Origin of the sequence: Capnocytophaga canis, assembly GCF_043187445.1 — a bacterium.
In the GTDB taxonomy this organism is placed as follows: domain Bacteria; phylum Bacteroidota; class Bacteroidia; order Flavobacteriales; family Flavobacteriaceae; genus Capnocytophaga; species Capnocytophaga canis.
Genome location: NZ_CP171121.1, coordinates 2323507 through 2339533, shown reverse-complemented (window position 1 = coordinate 2339533; position 16027 = coordinate 2323507). Strand labels below are relative to the sequence as shown.

Sequence of the window (16027 nt, the reverse complement as noted above, 5' to 3'; positions counted from 1 at the left end):
TATATTGACTTATATAAATCTACCACACTTTCTAAAACATAAAATATACACAATGAATCGCAATAAGTTTTCAGATATAAATAATGACAAATCTTAATTACCAAAAACTATGAAATACATTGCTTTATTTTTTACATTGATTATCGCATTGAATGTCAATGCCCAAAAACCAATACAAAAAGGATTTCAAGCCATTGACCGCAAAAACGCTGAAGCTCATATTGAGTTTTTAGCAAATGACCTTTTAGAAGGTCGCGAATCAGGATTTCGAGGGGGACGAATTGCTCGAGAATACATCGTTGCTCAACTCAAACAATACGGCATAGAACCCTTATTATCTTCAAATAACTATCTACAACACTTTACTGCTTACCGACCTGAAAACTCGGCTCGTGAACCGAAACGATACACGGTTACTGACTCGATAATCACACGTTTACAGAAAACTTTCCACGTTCGTTTGGAAATGGCTAATGTTTTAGGAATGATTCGAGGTAAAAAGGAAAATGAGTACGTTATCGTGGGTGCTCATTACGACCATTTGGGAATGGATGCAAATTTATTTGGTGACAATATATATAACGGTGCAGACGACAATGCTTCGGGAGTGTCAGCCGTACTGCAATTGGCAAAGGCTTTCAAAGAATCGGGAGAAAAACCTGAGCGAACCATTATTTTCGCTTTTTGGGATGGAGAGGAGCGAGGGCTTCTTGGTTCACAATATTTCATCGACAAATGCTCTTTTAGAGATAATATAAAGTCCTATTTGAATTATGACATGATTGGGCGTAATAATCGTCCTGCCGAACCAAAACATGTGGTGTATTTCTATACGGCTTCATTCCCTATTTTTGAAACATGGTTAAAACAAGATTTAAAAAGCTACAAACTTGATTTAGAACCTGATTACCGAGCTTGGGATAATCCTGTCGGTGGAAGTGATAATGGTTCATTTGCTAAGTATAAAATCCCAATTGTATGGTTTCATACCGATGGACATCCAGATTATCACAAACCTACTGACCATGCCGATCGCTTAAATTGGGATAAAATCATAGAAATTACACGTGCTTCTTATTTGATAATGTGGAAATTAGCCAACGATAAATATTAACAAAGATGAAAAAATCGGTCTTTCTTTTAAGTTTATTACTTCTTTTTTTGCAATGCAATTCACCTCAAATTACTGAAAAAGAGAAAGTCTATGGTTTACTGGCTAAAAATGCAATGGTCGTAAGCGCCAAGGAAGAGGCTTCAAAAATAGGAGTAGCCATAATGCAAAAAGGAGGCAATGCGTTCGATGCAATGATAGCTGTGGAACTAGCTTTGGCTGTGGCATATCCCAATGCAGGAAACATTGGCGGAGGCGGATTTATGGTTTACCGCTTAGCTGATGGGAAAACAGGAGCGCTGGATTATCGTGAAAAAGCTCCTGCGGGTGCAACTAAAGATATGTATTTGGATAGCAAAGGAGAGGTTATTGAACACAAAAGCACACTTGGTGCGTTGGCAATAGGCATCCCTGGAACTATTGACGGACTTTTTGAAGTTCATCAAAAATTAGGTTCATTACCTTTTGCTGAATTAGTACAACCTGCTATTGATTTAGCTCGTAATGGAGTAGTTATTACCGAATTACAAGCCAATGGATACATGAACAAAAATATAGAACTAATCAAAAAAGCTAACAACTACCCTACCCCTTTTGACAATGGATGGACGGCAGGTCAAGTAGTCAAATACGAAGATTTGGCAAAGACTTTAGAACGGATTCGTGACAATGGACGAGATGAGTTTTACAAAGGAGAAACTGCCAAACGGATAGTGGATTACGTACAGGAATTGGGGGGCATTATCACCCATGATGATTTGGCAAACTACAAAGCTCAGTGGCGAACCCCAATTTCGTTTCAATACAAAGATTTTAACATCATCTCCATGACCTTACCTTCGAGTGGAGGAATCTGTTTAGCTCAAATATTGAAAATGATAGAACCTTATGATATTGGTAATTATCCTCACAATCAAACAGAATACATCCAACTTTTAACCGAAGCCGAACGCCGTGCTTATGCCGATAGAGCCTACTATCTGGGAGATATAGATTTCGTACGAGTTTCATTAGATAGCCTACTCAATCCAAATTACCTAACATACAGAATGTCAGATTTTTCATGGGATAAAGCCAGTCGTTCATCGGAAATAAGTCATGGAAAATTATCATCTTACGAAAGTGAAGAAACCACTCATTATTCCATTGTAGATTCTTATGGAAATGCCGTAGCTGTAACAACAACACTAAACACGAATTACGGCTCCAAAGTATATGTTAAGGGAGCAGGTTTTTTCCTTAACAATGAAATGGATGATTTCAGTATCAAACCAGGCGTCCCTAATGTTTACGGATTAGTCGGTTCAGAAGCTAATGCAATAGCTCCTAACAAACGTATGCTAAGTTCTATGACCCCTACCATTGTGGAACATAACGGAAAACTCAAAATGGTCATCGGTACTCCAGGTGGATCAACCATTATTACCTCTGTCCTACAGAATATTCTGAACGTAATTGAATTTGGAATGACGATGCAAGAAGCTGTAAATCAACCACGTTTTCATCACCAATGGTTACCCGATGAAGTAAAGTTAGAACCTAAAGGATTTGATCGAAAAACAGTCGAAGAACTTATGGGTAAAGGGTATCTTATCAAGGAAGAAGATAACATTATAATAGGTAAAGTAGATGCCATTTTAGTACATCCGAATGGAGAATTAGAGGGCGGAGCTGATCCTCGAGGGGATGATACGGCAATCGGTTTCTAACCTAAAAATCAACAATGTATTTACTCTTTCTATAATAATATATATATCACTACATAACTATAAAACAATGTCTGTCAGTGCTTTCATAAACTATCTTACCATAGAGCGAAATTATTCCACAAACACTGTGGAAGCGTACAAACATGACCTGATATCATTTGAAAAATTTCTAAACGAACTAAATCCTAAAGAAAACCAAAATATCGAAAATGCCCAACAAGAAGACTTAAAAAAATGGATTATCCATTTAACTGAGCAAAACATCACTTTTAAAACCGTCAATCGGAAATTGGCTGCCTTGAGAACTTACTTTTCTTTTCTGAAAAAATCAAGTCAAATTGAAGTAAGCCCTTTTGAAAAAGGAATTCCCTCGTTGAAGACAGAAAAAAACATAAAACTTCCCTTTTCTGAAGATGAAGTAAAAAAAGTACTGTCGCTATGTGAAGACAAAAATTGTTTTGAGGCTATTCGAAATCATGCCATTATAGAAACGCTTTACAGCACGGGTATACGTCGTTTCGAATTAATCAATTTGCAATTGAAAGACATTGATTTTGGTTCGCATCAACTAAAAGTATTAGGAAAACGCAACAAAGAGCGCCTCATACCAATGCTTCCTGAGTTAGAAAAATCATTGAAAGAATATCTATTTGTACGACAAGAAGTTGCAAATTCAGAAAGTGAAAATTATTTATTTTTACTAAAAAATGGAAAAAAAATTTACGAAACACTTGTTTATCGCATAATTAATTCGTACTTTAGCACAATAACAACAAAGAAAAACGTAAGCCCTCATGTATTGAGGCACTCATTTGCAAGTCATTTATTGGACGGAGGAGCCGATTTGAACACTGTTAAAGAGCTGTTAGGACATTCGAGTTTGGCGAGTACCCAAGTTTATACTAATAGTAGTTTAGCAGAATTGAAAAAGCAGTACAACGGAGCTCATCCTCGAGCAATAAAAAATGAATAAATAAAAAAGTTGTTTAACCTTTTATAAAATTAAAGTTATGAAAGTACACGTACATCCAGTAGATTTTACTATTGACCAAAAATTGGTTGATTTTATCCAAAAAAAGTTAGATAAGTTAGACCTCTTCTATGATAAAATAATCGAAGCAGATGTCCATCTAAAATTAGAAAACACAAGCGCTAAAGAAAATAAAATTGTAGAAATTAAGGTTCATGTTCCGGGTGAAAGTTTGGTCGTAAAGAAACAATTTAAGTCTTTTGAGGAAGGAGTAGATGCATCTGTAGTTCCCTTGGAGCGAATGTTGTTAAAATACAAAGAAAAACGTTAAATATGACAAAATTTTTTCTCTAATTTTCAAATTAGTATTATTTTTGTTGCCCCACAACAAAAAGCAGTATTAATTTATATAAAAAACGAGAAAAATGAAAAAAAAGATTTTTACTTTAGGAATATTTGCCTTAGCAATAGTTTCTGTAAAAGCTCAAGAAGATTACAACAAATGGTCAATTGACTTACAAGGGGGTGTTAACAGCCCTTTGGTTGAAATGTCTGAAGGCTATTCAACTTCAACACTTAGCCCATGGAACGTGAGCGGTGGTGTTCGCTATATGTTCAACAATAAGTTTGGTCTTCGCTTAGGTGGAGGATACGATTCTTTCAAGAATGAGGACAATACACCAAAGTTTGAATCAAACCTATGGAATGTTAATTTACAAGGAATTGCGAACATAGGTCGTGTTTTAGGCTTTGAAGAATGGACGAGTGATTTAGGATTGTTGGCTCATGCAGGTGTTGGATATGGTCAGCTAAAGGCAGATGCTTTCTCAGGTAAGGATCAAGTAGCTTTCGGCGTTGTTGGTTTAACCCCTCAGTTGCGTATTTCTAACAGAATTACGTTAGTTGTTGACGGTTCTTTTTACTTTAACGGAAAACAAGACAGAACGTTTGATGGCTTTACAGCAACTCAAAATAAAGCAATTCAGGGAATTAACTTTGTAACTACTGTCGGCCTACAGTTTGCTATCGGGAAACATGGAAAACACGCTGATTGGCATAGTATTGCAACTGAAAAATCAGATTTGAATGACCGTATAGCAGCGTTAGAGAAAGATGTAGCTGGTTTACAGAAAGAAGTGGCTAAAAAAGAAAATAAAATGAACGATGCTAACGGAAATAATATTCCTGATGAAATCGAAAACTACTTGAATCAAAACTACGCTACAAAGAACAGTGTATCTCACTCGGGTGAAATCAATAGCGACACAGCTAGTGATTTAATACGAAAAGGATATATCAACGTTTACTTTGATTTCAACTCAAGCAAACCTCAGTCTTATTCAATTTGGGCTGCTGATTTTGTTGCTAAATTCTTGAAAGAAAACCCAAGTTCAAGGGTAAATGTTGTAGGTTTTGCAGATGAGTTAGGAGGAACAAATTACAACCAAAGTTTATCTAAGAAAAGAGCTGACACTGTTAAACAATTGTTGATTGACTCTGGAATTAATGCTTCAAGAATTACCTCTGAAGGAAGAGGGGAAGACAAAAGTGTTAACAAAAACTCTGCTCAGGCACGTCAAATTGTTCGCAAAGCCACTTTCGAATTGAAATAGTTCATATGAAAGAATAAATTGAAAAACCGATTAGAAATTTCTAATCGGTTTTTTTGCTATTTGTGGTAAAAAGTCATAAATTTGGGTGCTAATTTTCTAATTAAGTAACAATGAAAAAATCATTTGTATGTTTAGCGTTTTTCATCTGTTATGTGGTAAACGCTCAAAAACAAGACGTTTCGGTGGTATTCAACGAATCGGCTAAGCATTTCACCGAAAGCCTTCCTATCGGAAACGGACGCTTAGGAGCAATGATTTTCGGAAAAACTGATGTGGAACGCATCGTTTTAAACGAAATCTCACTTTGGTCAGGAGGACATCAGGAGTCTGATAACCCAAATGCCAATGCCTATCTGAAAGAAATCCAACAATTACTTTTTGAAGGAAAAAATCTCCAGGCACAAGAATTACTTCAAAAGCATTTTGTATCTGAAGGACGTGGGTCTTGTCATGGGAATGGCATGAAATGTCACTACGGTTGTTATCAAATATTGGCAGATCTTACCTTGGATTGGCAAAACTCTTCTCCGGTAAAAAATTATAAACGAATTTTAGATCTTGAGAAAGCTATTGCCACCACCTCCTTTGAACGTGATAATAACCAAATTCAACAAATTGCTTTCGCTGATTTTAAAAACGACATTTTATGGATTAAAATTTCTGCATCGAATCCCTTACAACTTAACGTAGCTCTTTCGCGTAAGGAAAATGCTTCCGTTTCATATCAAGGGAACCAAATCATTATGAGTGGAACGTTGCCTAATGAAACTGAAAAGGGAATGAGGTTTGCTTCAGTCGTAGAGGTGGAAGCAGATGGAGTTTTAGAACAAAATAATGATTGTTTAGTTGTCAACAATTCAAAAAATATTATTTTAAAAATAAGTGCTTCAACAAATTACGATCATAATACAGGGAAATTATCTTCAGAAAACGTGGTAGAAAAAGCACATTCATACCTACATAAAAGTGCATCATTTGAGGCTGCCTTATCTGATAGTCAAAAAAAATATCAGGAAGTTTTCAATCGCAATCGTTGGTATATGCCAAGTAGCATTCTTACTGAAAATTTCACTACACATGAACGATTACACCGCTTTTATAAAGGCGAAAATGATCCTTTATTACCTGTTTTGTACTACAATTTTGGGCGTTATCTACTGATTTGCTCGTCACGACCTGGATTGTTACCAGCGAATCTGCAAGGGTTGTGGGCTGAGGAGTATCAAACGCCTTGGAATGGTGATTATCATTTAAATATCAACGTACAGATGAATTATTGGTTAGCTGAGCAAACTAATTTATCCGATTTAGCTGAGCCTTTGCATCGTTTCACTAAAAACCTAATGGAGAATGGGAAAAAAACGGCTAAGGCTTATTACAATGCTAACGGATGGGTAGCTCACGTGATTAGCAATCCTTGGTTTTTCACCTCTCCAGGCGAAGGAGCAAGTTGGGGTTCGACACTTACGGGAGGAGCTTGGCTTTGTGAACATATCTGGGAGCATTACAAATTCACTCAGGATATTAACTTCTTACGAGAATACTATCCAACTTTAAAAGAATCAGCTCGTTTTTTTGAAGATATTTTAGTGAAAGATCCTCAAACAAATTTTTGGGTTACTTCTCCTTCAAATTCTCCTGAACACGGATATGTACTTCCAGAATTAAAAGATGGAAAAAAACAAGTTGGATTCACTTGCATGGGGCCTACAATGGACATGCAAATTCTTAGAGAATTATTTTCCAACACCTTAAAAGCGTCCCAATTATTGGGTGTCGACAAAGAAAAACACTCTCAATGGCGAGATATAATTAAAAACACAGCACCAAACACTATCGGAAAAGATGGTGATTTGAACGAATGGTTGGACGATTGGGAGGACTCTGACCCTAAACACCGTCATGTATCACATCTCTACGGACTATATCCGTATGATGAAATAACCCCTTGGGACACGCCTGAACTCGCTGAAGCTTCTCGCAAAACTTTAAACATACGTGGTGATGCTGGAACAGGTTGGTCCAAGGCTTGGAAAATAAATTTCTGGGCAAGATTACAAGATGGTGATCATGCCCTTACACTGATTCGGCAGCTATTAAAACCTACTGAAATTAGTTCAAATAACTGGAGAGATGGTGGAACGTACGCTAATCTATTTTGTGCTCATCCTCCGTTTCAAATTGATGGAAACTTTGGAGGAACGGCTGGAATTTCAGAAATGCTTTTACAAAGTCACGGAAAAGACAATGTTATCCGAATTTTACCTGCTCTGCCAAGCCATCCTGACTGGAAAAATGGAGAAATGAAAGGAATGAAGGCAAGAAATAACTTTGAAGTTAGCTTTTCTTGGGAAGATCACAATCTTAAAGAGGCGGAAATCATCTCCTTAAGCGGAAGTACATGCTATGTGATGCTTCCTGCTGGTAAAAGTATATATCTAAAAACGAATAATAAACTTAAAAGAGTCGTTAAATCTTCTAAAACAAACAAAAAAATAGGTTTTAAAACTAAGAAAAATCAGATTTATATAATAAAATAGTTAATCCATATGCAAAAATTAGTAGAACGTTTCATTACGTACATAAAAACAGACACACAATCTGACCCTGAAAGTCAAACTACTCCAAGTACAGAAAAACAATGGAACTTAGCTCGATTCTTAGCCGAAGAACTAAAACAAATTGGCATGGAAGAGGTTACAATTGATGAAAATTCGTATGTAATGGCAACTTTACCATCAAACGTTGATTATGAAGTACCAACCATTGGATTTATTGCTCATTTCGACACTTCGCCTGACTTCTCGGGAGAAAACGTAAATCCTCAATTTATTGAAAATTATGATGGAAGCGACATCGTACTGAACAAAGAAAAAAACATAGTACTTTCCCCTTCATATTTTGAAGACCTATTGCTTTACAAAGGACAAACAATTATCACTACAGACGGAACTACCTTATTAGGGGCTGACGACAAAGCAGGAGTTGCAGAAATTGTTACCGCTATGGAATATTTGATACAACATCCTGAAATTAAGCATGGTAAAATCCGTGTTGGTTTCACCCCTGACGAAGAAATTGGACGTGGAGCCCACAAGTTTGATGTGGAAAAATTTGGTGCCGACTGGGCTTATACCATGGATGGAAGTCAAATCGGAGAATTGGAATACGAAAGCTTTAATGCTGCGATGGCAAAAGTGTATTTCAAAGGGAAAAGCGTACATCCTGGTTATGCGAAAAACAAAATGGTCAATTCCTTGTTGATTGCCAACAAGTTTATGTCAATGTTGCCTGAAAATGAAATCCCACAAGAAACTTCAGGCAGAGAAGGATTTTTTCACGTAATGGATATAACAGGCGACATTGAAAACACGACTGTGCAACTTATCATCCGTGACCACGACCGTCAGTTATTCGAAAAACGAAAAGAAACTATAAAACAAATTGTTGAGGAATTAAACAAAACTCATAAAGATGCTGTTACGGTAGAAATCAAAGACCAATATTTCAACATGCGTGAAAAAATTGAACCTGTTTTTCATATTGTAGAAGTAGCCGAAAAAGCGATGAAAGAACTGGGAATCACCCCTATTATCAAGCCTATTCGTGGCGGAACAGATGGTTCGCAACTGAGCTTTATGGGGTTACCTTGTCCAAATATTTTTGCCGGAGGACATAATTTCCACGGGAAATTTGAATATGTTCCTGTAGAAAGTTTGGAAAAAGCTACACAAGTGATTGTAAATATTGCAAAATTAGTAGCTAAAAAGTAAAACAGCTAATTTCCAACATATTAATTATAAAGGCTTTCCGAAAAGTTTTTCTTACTGTACCGCTATTTAAGAGCGTTTAAATATCAACAGCTTAGGATATTGCTTACTGCTCGGAGGTACGTCGTATTAACTTTTCAGAAAGCTTCTTCTTTATTCCAAAAAACTATGGATTGCTTTTGTTCAAAATTTGGCACAGATATTGTTGATTTATTAGTGAAGTCTATGATTTCAACATGAAGTGAAATTTTTAAATTCAGTATTATGAAAAAGTATAACAAAATCAGAGTTCTTGCGGTGAGAAGTTTTTTAGTGATGTTACCGTTGCTTTTGGCTTCCTGTGGTTCTTATTACACATATTACGATGACGGAATCTATGGAGAGCGTCCATCGGTACGATATGTAGAAGTTGTGGAGCATCGTCCTGCACAGCAAACAATAGTTGTACGCGAGAATAAATACAGTAATTACTTCCGAGATAAGGCTCAACAGTTTACCCCTGATGACAATTATACCGTGTTTACTGATGTAGATAACTATTCATCAAACACTTATACAGAAAATGGAAGACAAGCGTACGCTGGTTGGGGAGACAATCCTTCACAAGTGACTGTAAATATTTATGATTATAATAGCTATTGGTACGATCCTTATTATCGCTACAATTCTTATTGGGGATATGGAGCTTGGTATCCGACACCTTATTATGGAAGTTACTACCCATATTACAGAAACAGAGGAACTTGGGGATTTTCAATAGGCTGGGGTTGGGGATATTATGAACGCTATTACCACCCTTATCACTATGGATATTATCCGTATTACAGAGGACATTACTATGGATATCCATACTATTACGGCGATAGATATTATTACCGTGATAGATACTACAACAATGGAGGGTATTACAGCAATGGAAACTACTACCGATATGATGGTAGAAGATATTCACCAACTGTAGGACGTAGAGGCGATTCAAGCGGTTATTACGATGACTACAATAGGGGTAACTCTTCAAGAGGACATGTGCCTAATAGAAGCAACTCAGACTCAAGAACATATCGAACTGAACGAAATTCAAATTATGGCAACAGTAATAATAATAGAGGTACTTCGTCAAGAAGTTACTCACCAAGCAATTCTACCCAAAATCGAGTAAACTCAGATTCTAGATCCTACCAAAGTAGAGAAAGAAGTTCTAACTACAACTCAAATCAAGAACGCTATAACAATTCGTCAAGAAGCTACACACCTTCGAACACAAACAGAGGTTACGATAATAGTAGGAATACATCTGGTTCTTACGACTCAGGAGGAAGCAGTAGCGGAAACTCAAACCGCAGTAGTAGCGGAACTACCCGAAGAAGTTACTAGTCCTAGAATATACATTTGAATTTAAACGAATAGAAAATGAGAAAAACGTTATTATTAATATGCTCATCCATAGTTGGTGTTACTTCAGCTCAAAATTTAACAGATGCATTGCGTTATTCTGTTGAAGATTTGAACGGAACGGCTCGTTACCGAGCTATGAGTGGGGCTTTTGGTGCACTGGGAGGAGATTTATCCGCTATCAGTGTGAATCCTGCAGGTAGTGCTATTTTTTCAACAGGCGAAATAACTTTCACTTTGGGAGGGGAAAGTTTCAACTCCAAAAATACATTACACAATACTACTGTGACTAACAAATACTCAAACTTCACTTTCGATCAGTTTGGAGTAGTTTTCAGTATTCCGAATACGGATGATTCAGATTGGAAAAAATTCGCACTGTCGTTCAACTACCAAACCTCAGCCGATTTCAACCGAGATTTTATTTATGGAGGCTCTACAACAGGGAAAAATTTAGGAGACTATTTTCAACACTTTGCCAATGGTATCGCCCAGCAAGACTTGATGTTAGATGATTACGAAAATAAGGTTATTGTGAGAAGAAATAGTTTGACTGATATTTATGATGCTATGGGACGATCACCAAGAGCATTTACCCTACGTAATGCTCTATTGGGATATACAGTAGGCTTGGTAGATCCTCAAATTGGATTTCGAGAAATTCAACCTTCCGACTCTGACCAATTAGCAGATAATATTTTAGCAGAGACTAACTACATAAACAAGGTGGCAGGAGTTTCAACCAAGCAGAATTTCGATGTTGCGACCAAAGGAGGAATACATAAGTACAACTTTAGTTTCGCTACCCAGTATGGTGATGATATTTATTTAGGTTTAGGATTCAATGCCCATACTGTTGATTATTCGAGTGTTACACGCCACTATGAAGGATATGATCATTCCGGAGATATCAAAAATGCATATTTCAGAAACGAATTGAAAACTTTAGGGAATGGAATTTCCTTTCAGTTGGGGGCTATAGCTAAAGCTACGAAAGATTTACGTTTAGGAGTTTCGTATACTTCGCCTACTTGGTACACATTACAAGATGAAACAACTCAGTACATAGAAACAAACAACCGAGCGTTTTTTGCAGACCCACGAGTAGTAGTTGTATACGATGAGTACAAATTCCGCACGCCAGGTTCATGGACTGCAAGTGCTGCTTATATATTTGGAAAAAACGGCTTAATTAGCTTTGATTATATCTACAAAGGATATGGGAAAACATATTTCAGAACAGAAAATTTAAAATCGGAAAACACCGTCATTCAAAATGAATTAGGAGACACCTCGGCTATTCGTTTAGGTGGAGAATACCGAATCAAAGCATTGAGTTTACGAGCAGGAATCCGTCATGAACAAAGTCCTTACAAAACAGGAATTAAATACATAGGTGATTTGACGGGATATTCATTAGGCTTAGGATACGCTCTTGGTGGTGTGCGTTTCGATTTGTCGTATGACGTTGCAAAGCAAGATAATTACCATCGTATCTATGAATCGGTCTTAACTACACCTGCAAAAATGACATCGACAAGAAGTAACATTCTATTGACAATGTCAATAAAATTATTCTAAAAATCTATACAATTTGTTATTTAATAAATAAGGATAGGCTATTCGTAAAAAGGATAGCCTTACTTTTTTGTAAACCAATATTTTTTTGTATTTTTGCTCTTATTTTTCACTATGAAACACATTGAAGCTATTGGGCGTTACTTTATAATGCTCTACGATATATTCAGAAAAAGGACGCGATGGTCAATCACAAAAAAGCTAATCATCAAAGAAATTGATGATCTGATAGTCAACTCATTAGGAATCATCCTATTCGTTTCATTTTTCATAGGGGGAGTCGTTGCTATTCAAACAGCATTGAACTTAGACTCTCCTTTGGTAATGAAATCACTAATAGGTTTTGCTACACGTCAATCCATCATTTTGGAATTTGCACCGACATTTACATCAGTAATTTTAGCAGGAAAGGTAGGATCATTCATAACTTCAAGCATCGGAACAATGCGAGTTACAGAACAGATTGACGCTTTAGATGTTATGGGAGTAAATTCACTAAACTATTTGGTTTTTCCGAAAATCATTGCACTGCTTTTCTTTCCTTTTCTGGTTGCGATTGGCATGTTCGTAGGTATTGTAGGTGGTTGGGTCTCAACTGTGACAAGTGGAGCTGCTTTTTCAGGCGAGTTTATAGAAGGGGTACAAATGCAGTTCAAAACATACGATTTAGTTTATGCCTTTACCAAAACATTGGTATTTTCCTTTTTCTTAGCTACAGTCCCTGCATATCACGGTTACTACATGAAAGGTGGAGCTTTAGATGTTGGAAAGGCAAGTACAACATCGTTCGTATGGACGAGTATTGTGATTATTATAGTTAATTCGGTATTGACACAGTTGTTCTACGCCTAAAATTACTTCACTCATTAAAAAAAAGGAACAAGCAAAACTATGATTCAAGTTAAAAACCTACATAAATCATTTAACGGAGTACCTGTACTGAAAGGTATATCAACAACTTTTGAAAAAGGAAAAACTAACCTAATCATCGGTCAAAGTGGTTCTGGAAAAACTGTTTTTTTAAAATCTTTATTAGGATTATTCACACCCGATGAGGGTGATATTATCTATGACGGGGTTAGCTATACTGAAATGAAGCGCAACGAACGCACAAAGCTACGCCAAAAAATGGGAATGGTTTTTCAAGGAAGTGCTTTATTTGATTCTATGACTGTACTTGAAAATGTAACATTTCCATTACAGATGTTTTCTTCAAAAACTCCAGAAGAAATTCGCGAAAGAGCTGATATGGTACTCAATCGTGTGAAATTGGTGAATGCTGAGCATAAATTGCCATCAGAAATTTCTGGAGGTATGCAAAAAAGAGTTGCCATCGCCCGTGCAATCGTCAATCGTCCGAATTTTTTATTTTGTGATGAACCTAACTCAGGTCTTGATCCAAAAACGGCTATCGTTATCGACAATTTGATTCAGGAAATCACCGAAGAATTTAATATTACCACTATTATTAACACCCATGATATGAACTCCGTAATGGAAATTGGAGCAAAAATCATATTCCTCAAAAATGGATATAAAGAATGGGAAGGTTCAAAAGATACAATTTTTATAACTGACAATGAAGCTGTTACGGATTTTGTATACTCCTCGGAACTATTTAAAAAAGTACGAAGAGCTTATTTGGATGAACATTCCACCACACTCAAATAACGTAAGCATTTAACAATCAAAGTTTTAAATTATAATTATATACCATTAGAATTTTAAACACCTCTAAAATATATACATATGTTTAGTGAAAAAGCCTTAGCGATTTTTGAAGAAAGCATTCAAAAATATCATATCTTAGATGATGTGTATCAGCCATTTAGCAATCCATATCCTTCATCTTCGATGGAGCATTTACTCTATCGTAAAAATTGGATAGACACTGTACAATGGCACTACGAGGACATTATTCGTGATCCGAATATCGACCCTGTCGAAGCCTTAGATTTAAAACGGAAAATTGACGCTTCAAATCAAGACCGTACCGATACGGTAGAGTATATAGACAATTACTTTTTACACACCTATAAAAATGTAAAACCTATTGAAAATGCAACAATTAACACCGAAAGCCCAGCATGGGCAGTGGACAGACTGTCGATTTTGGCATTGAAAATTTATCACATGCAAGAGGAAGTAAATCGACCTGATGCTTCAGACAAACATAGAGCCAAATGTCAAGAAAAACTCAACGTACTAATTGAACAACGCAAAGATCTTTCTGATGCTCTTGATCAATTATTAGCTGATATTGAAGCTGGTAGGAAGTACATGAAAGTTTACAAACAGATGAAAATGTACAACGACGAGGAACTGAATCCGATTTTGAGAGGGAAATAGCATAGAAGATTACTCTGAAATATTCGTTCGTGATGCCACGTTTCTTTTTTAAGCATAGCTTGTTTCTTTACAAAGACCTTAAAAACAAGATTTTGTAAAAAAACACCTTTTGAAAATGCTTTCAATTTTTAATAAATAGTTTAGGATTTAATTAAATATCCCAATCGTCGTCATCGGCATCGTTGAGTAAGCTATCTATGGCACGTCGATCTTTTTTAGTAGGACGACCCTCGCCTTTTTTTCGGTAGTACTCTTGTGATAATTTCATCAATTCAGCATGTTCAAAAGCTTCAGGAGGCGTCAGATCTTGTCGATATAAATCCAGTAGCTTAGCTCCTACGCGTGATGGAGGAATATCCAGCACTTTCAATTCGTAGGTAATTTGGTTTTTGCGAAGAGCTATTTTATCGGCATTAAAAACCTCTCGTGAAGGCTTGGCAATGTCACCATTAATCCGTACATGTCCTTTTTTACAGGCCTCCGTAGCCATATTCCGAGTTTTGTAGTAGCGTACACACCAAAGAAATTTATCAATTCTCATAAAATCTGAATATTAACAATGAAAGTATATGGCAAAAATAATATAATTTCGTATCTTGCACCCTTGAAAAAACAAAAAAAATATATGTTGCGAAAAATAACACTAAGTATCAGCCTATTAGCTATTTTATCGATTATTTCCTGTAAAAAAGAGGAAGAATCAAAGCCTATAACGCCTCCTCGTGATGTAACTGAAGTACGTGATGAGAACGACGCAGCTATTACCAACTACTTAAAAACACACTTCCATACTTTTAAAAATAACGAGGTAGTTTTAGACACCATTGCTGGGGCAAATGCAAACCAAACATCTCTCATGGATTTGGTAAAAACCATAGAAATTGATGCTTATGATGCTAATAACAAAAAAGTACGTCATAAACTCTACTACCTGCCTGTACAAGAGGGAACAGGAATGAAATCAAGTATAGCCGATTCGGTTTACATAGCTTACAGAGGACAGTTATTAAAAGGAATAGAATTTGACAGGTCAGTAGGATACACACAGTCGAATTGGTTTGATTTGCTAGGTGATGTGACAAATCCAAATGCCATAAATGTAATTCGAGGATTCAGACACAGCATCGCTGAGTTGAAAGATTCAGCTTCTGAAATCACGGTCAATGTTGATGGAACTATTCAAACTCCAACTGATGGCGGGGTTGGTGTATTTTTTATGCCCTCACGTTTAGCATATTTCAACACATCAAAACAAAGTATTCCTGCCTACTCCCCTTTGATGTTTACAATACATTTGATAAAAACCAAACGGGCTGACCACGACAGAGATGGCAAACCTTCATTGGAAGAAATTCAAGTAGATGACTATGGAATAATTACATATACCAATTGTGATAACGACTCCCATCCCGACTACTTGGATGCAGACACTTGTAAATAATTATAAATTAATCACTTGACACAACACAAAATTTAACAAACTCAAAATAAAGGCTTTCCAAAACTATCGGACAGCCTTTTTTTGTCGAAAACAA

The 16027-nt window shown here is 36.4% G+C and carries 14 protein-coding genes; 13 read left to right on the top strand and 1 reads right to left on the bottom strand.

The annotated features are described in order from the left end of the window. Positions 1 to 109: 109 nt before the first annotated feature. From ACF3OB_RS09970 to ACF3OB_RS09915, 12 genes are all read left to right on the top strand, one after another. Positions 110 to 1114: a M28 family metallopeptidase gene (locus tag ACF3OB_RS09970; RefSeq protein WP_095893319.1), complete on the top strand. Its 1005-nt coding sequence runs from the start codon at positions 110 to 112 to the stop codon at positions 1112 to 1114. A gap of 5 nt (positions 1115 to 1119) precedes the next feature. Beyond that, a complete protein-coding gene (gene ggt / locus ACF3OB_RS09965) occupies positions 1120 to 2820 on the top strand; it encodes a gamma-glutamyltransferase (protein ID WP_392447600.1) in 1701 nt (566 codons plus the stop codon). Positions 2821 to 2887: 67 nt separating this feature from the next. Next, complete coding sequence (locus tag ACF3OB_RS09960; RefSeq protein WP_042008055.1) at positions 2888 to 3793, top strand: tyrosine-type recombinase/integrase; 906 nt, start codon at positions 2888 to 2890, stop codon at positions 3791 to 3793. A gap of 37 nt (positions 3794 to 3830) precedes the next feature. Continuing rightward, positions 3831 to 4121, top strand: coding sequence for a ribosome hibernation-promoting factor, HPF/YfiA family (gene hpf, locus ACF3OB_RS09955; RefSeq protein WP_042008057.1), 291 nt, complete (start codon positions 3831 to 3833; stop codon positions 4119 to 4121). Between the two features lie 94 nt (positions 4122 to 4215). Then, positions 4216 to 5403, top strand: a complete 1188-nt coding sequence (locus ACF3OB_RS09950; protein WP_172914172.1) for an OmpA family protein — start codon at positions 4216 to 4218, stop codon at positions 5401 to 5403. Between the two features lie 110 nt (positions 5404 to 5513). Beyond that, complete coding sequence (locus ACF3OB_RS09945; RefSeq protein WP_392447598.1) at positions 5514 to 7943, top strand: glycosyl hydrolase family 95 catalytic domain-containing protein; 2430 nt, start codon at positions 5514 to 5516, stop codon at positions 7941 to 7943. A gap of 9 nt (positions 7944 to 7952) precedes the next feature. After that, a complete protein-coding gene (gene pepT, locus ACF3OB_RS09940) occupies positions 7953 to 9176 on the top strand; it encodes a peptidase T (protein ID WP_392447596.1) in 1224 nt (407 codons plus the stop codon). Positions 9177 to 9437: 261 nt separating this feature from the next. Further along, positions 9438 to 10547 (top strand): hypothetical protein, encoded by a 1110-nt coding sequence (locus ACF3OB_RS09935; protein ID WP_392447594.1) that lies wholly within the window; start codon positions 9438 to 9440, stop codon positions 10545 to 10547. 36 nt (positions 10548 to 10583) lie between these two features. Then, positions 10584 to 12146 (top strand): OmpP1/FadL family transporter, encoded by a 1563-nt coding sequence (locus tag ACF3OB_RS09930; RefSeq protein ID WP_172919079.1) that lies wholly within the window; start codon positions 10584 to 10586, stop codon positions 12144 to 12146. 111 nt (positions 12147 to 12257) lie between these two features. Continuing rightward, on the top strand, positions 12258 to 12995 hold the full coding sequence (locus tag ACF3OB_RS09925) for an MlaE family ABC transporter permease (protein WP_392447591.1): 738 nt from the start codon (positions 12258 to 12260) through the stop codon (positions 12993 to 12995). 39 nt (positions 12996 to 13034) lie between these two features. Beyond that, positions 13035 to 13814 (top strand): ABC transporter ATP-binding protein, encoded by a 780-nt coding sequence (locus ACF3OB_RS09920; protein WP_392447589.1) that lies wholly within the window; start codon positions 13035 to 13037, stop codon positions 13812 to 13814. Positions 13815 to 13892: 78 nt separating this feature from the next. Beyond that, positions 13893 to 14492, top strand: a complete 600-nt coding sequence (locus ACF3OB_RS09915; protein WP_392447588.1) for a DUF4254 domain-containing protein — start codon at positions 13893 to 13895, stop codon at positions 14490 to 14492. A 151-nt stretch (positions 14493 to 14643) separates the two neighbouring features. On the opposite strand, the gene ACF3OB_RS09910 is transcribed toward ACF3OB_RS09915, so the two are convergent. Then, positions 14644 to 15033 (bottom strand): RNA-binding S4 domain-containing protein, encoded by a 390-nt coding sequence (locus ACF3OB_RS09910; RefSeq protein ID WP_042008077.1) that lies wholly within the window; start codon positions 15031 to 15033, stop codon positions 14644 to 14646. 84 nt (positions 15034 to 15117) lie between these two features. On the opposite strand from ACF3OB_RS09910, the gene ACF3OB_RS09905 reads away from it, so the two are divergent. Further along, the gene (locus ACF3OB_RS09905) at positions 15118 to 15933 is read left to right on the top strand and encodes an FKBP-type peptidyl-prolyl cis-trans isomerase (protein WP_042008080.1); all 816 of its coding nucleotides are present in this window, start codon (positions 15118 to 15120) and stop codon (positions 15931 to 15933) included. The last annotated feature ends 94 nt before the right edge of the window (positions 15934 to 16027 follow it).

What these genes read in the sequence shown, in the direction of transcription:
- ACF3OB_RS09920 (WP_392447589.1), top strand. Translation starts at nt 13,035, where the DNA reads ATGATTCAAGTTAAAAACCTACATAAATCATTTAACGGAGTACCTGTA.
- ACF3OB_RS09925 (WP_392447591.1), top strand. Translation starts at nt 12,258, where the DNA reads ATGAAACACATTGAAGCTATTGGGCGTTACTTTATAATGCTCTACGAT.
- ACF3OB_RS09910 (WP_042008077.1), bottom strand. Translation starts at nt 15,033, where the DNA reads ATGAGAATTGATAAATTTCTTTGGTGTGTACGCTACTACAAAACTCGG.
- ACF3OB_RS09930 (WP_172919079.1), top strand. Translation starts at nt 10,584, where the DNA reads ATGAGAAAAACGTTATTATTAATATGCTCATCCATAGTTGGTGTTACT.
- ACF3OB_RS09950 (WP_172914172.1), top strand. Translation starts at nt 4,216, where the DNA reads ATGAAAAAAAAGATTTTTACTTTAGGAATATTTGCCTTAGCAATAGTT.
- ACF3OB_RS09935 (WP_392447594.1), top strand. Translation starts at nt 9,438, where the DNA reads ATGAAAAAGTATAACAAAATCAGAGTTCTTGCGGTGAGAAGTTTTTTA.
- ACF3OB_RS09905 (WP_042008080.1), top strand. Translation starts at nt 15,118, where the DNA reads ATGTTGCGAAAAATAACACTAAGTATCAGCCTATTAGCTATTTTATCG.
- ACF3OB_RS09915 (WP_392447588.1), top strand. Translation starts at nt 13,893, where the DNA reads ATGTTTAGTGAAAAAGCCTTAGCGATTTTTGAAGAAAGCATTCAAAAA.
- ACF3OB_RS09945 (WP_392447598.1), top strand. Translation starts at nt 5,514, where the DNA reads ATGAAAAAATCATTTGTATGTTTAGCGTTTTTCATCTGTTATGTGGTA.
- pepT (WP_392447596.1), top strand. Translation starts at nt 7,953, where the DNA reads ATGCAAAAATTAGTAGAACGTTTCATTACGTACATAAAAACAGACACA.
- ACF3OB_RS09960 (WP_042008055.1), top strand. Translation starts at nt 2,888, where the DNA reads ATGTCTGTCAGTGCTTTCATAAACTATCTTACCATAGAGCGAAATTAT.
- ggt (WP_392447600.1), top strand. Translation starts at nt 1,120, where the DNA reads ATGAAAAAATCGGTCTTTCTTTTAAGTTTATTACTTCTTTTTTTGCAA.
- ACF3OB_RS09970 (WP_095893319.1), top strand. Translation starts at nt 110, where the DNA reads ATGAAATACATTGCTTTATTTTTTACATTGATTATCGCATTGAATGTC.
- hpf (WP_042008057.1), top strand. Translation starts at nt 3,831, where the DNA reads ATGAAAGTACACGTACATCCAGTAGATTTTACTATTGACCAAAAATTG.